The sequence below is a fragment of the Nitrincola lacisaponensis genome (assembly GCF_000691225.1).
Classification (GTDB): Bacteria; Pseudomonadota; Gammaproteobacteria; order Pseudomonadales; family Balneatricaceae; genus Nitrincola; species Nitrincola lacisaponensis.
In genome coordinates, this window is record NZ_JMSZ01000012.1 from 1 (window position 1) to 1,536 (window position 1,536).

The 1,536-nt window shown below is 49.8% G+C and carries 3 protein-coding genes; all 3 read left to right on the forward strand.

Annotated features, from left to right (window positions below):
• The coding region (locus ADINL_RS16530) for a hypothetical protein (RefSeq protein ID WP_204368186.1) at positions 1-231 on the forward strand (231 nt) is incomplete at its 5' end.
• An 82-nt stretch (positions 232-313) separates the two neighbouring features.
• Positions 314-997, forward strand: a complete 684-nt coding sequence (locus ADINL_RS02170; RefSeq protein WP_036543479.1) for a hypothetical protein — start codon at positions 314-316, stop codon at positions 995-997.
• Between the two features lie 99 nt (positions 998-1,096).
• A partial coding sequence (locus ADINL_RS02175) for a hypothetical protein (RefSeq protein ID WP_036543481.1) occupies positions 1,097-1,536 on the forward strand: 440 nt, incomplete at its 3' end.

Consider the following 1,536-nt stretch of genomic DNA (forward strand, 5'->3'; position numbering starts at 1 on the left):
GAGCATAATCGTTTTTTACCACAGTATCACGCTAGTACAGATCCCATCCTGCATAAAATCTGCGCCCAACCAGTTCCCGTTGATGACCCAGAGGTCCAGTTTATGATTCATCGGGCTGAGACCGAACAACAACATCATCTTCAAAGATCATTTCAAGCTTTCGAACGCTATTACGAGCATCGGCAACGCGATATACCACGTTGCCTATCTGAAAAAGGAGCATCACGATGACATCAAAAGAAGCTCAAGTCCTTGTCACAGTAAATACGCACAACGCACAGTCTGGTAGGAAACCTATGATCGGAGGCAATGAATGTCGATAACTAAACGGTTTCTTCAGCTACCACTCCGCCGCCGCATCCTTCTGTCAGTCGCACTGCCTGCAGGGGTAGTCCTTATCTGGCTATGGCTGCTGGATCGACCCGGATCATTGAGCCTTGAATTTCGCTCACATGCCGTTACCCCCTCCGTAAAACAGATGGTCATTAATGATCGTCGTGTAATGGCGCGGGCGTCTGTCACCGGGCGTAATGAAAACGGCCCGGCGAGTTATGCGCACCGTTTTACTGACCGTATGGATTACAGAGTGCTTTGGTATGACTTTGTCGAAAAGCAAGCCTGGCAGGCTGAATTCTCGGTGCATGGCCGCGATTTATCCACCTTTGGTGATCGGAGAGACCATGCTAATTTACAAGTAAAGGTGGGACCTAGAGCCGATGTCACTATAACCACCGGAAATCCAGATGCTATGCGGTTGATTGGATTAAAACGTCAAGATGAGCTTTGGGATAAAGATGGCAACCCCATCCCAGAGCATAATGCATTACCCATCCTGCATGAAATCTGCGCCCAACCGGTTCCCGTTGATGACCCAGAGGTGCAGTTTATGATTCATCGAGCAACCACTGAATTCCAGTATCACATCGATAGTGCTGTCAGTGCCCGTGAACGTGTTATTACACGCGATGGTCAACCCGTATCTCGTTGTTCACCATAAAAGGAGCATTATGATGACATCAAAAGAAGCTCAAGTTCTTGTCACAGTAAATATGCACAACGCACAGTCTGGTAGGAAACCTATGATCGGAGGCAATGGATGTCGATAACCAAACGGTTTCTTCAGCTATCTCTCCGCCGCCGCATCCTTCTGTCAGTCGCATTGCCCGCAGGGGTAGTCCTTATCTGGCTATGGCTGCTGGATCGACCCGGATCATTGAGCCTTAGGTTTCAGTCGCATGCCGTCACCCCCTCCGTAAAACAACTGATCATTAATGATCGTCGGATGATGGCGCGGGCATCTGTCACCGGGCGCAATGAAAACGGTCCGGCAAGCTATGCGCATCGCTTTACTGACCGGATGGATTACAGAGTCCTTTGGTATGACTTTGTCGAAGAGCAAGCCTGGCAAGCCGAGTTCTCGGTGAGTGGACGTGACTTATGCACCTTTGGTGATCGGAGAGACCACGCCGTTTTGAAAGTAACTGTGGGGCCTGGAGCCGATGTTACCGTGGGAACCAGTAATGCTGAAGCGCTTCG

Coding starts and splice junctions, on each gene's coding strand:
- ADINL_RS02170 (WP_036543479.1), top strand. CDS start 314: ATGTCGATAACTAAACGGTTTCTTCAGCTACCACTCCGCCGCCGCATC.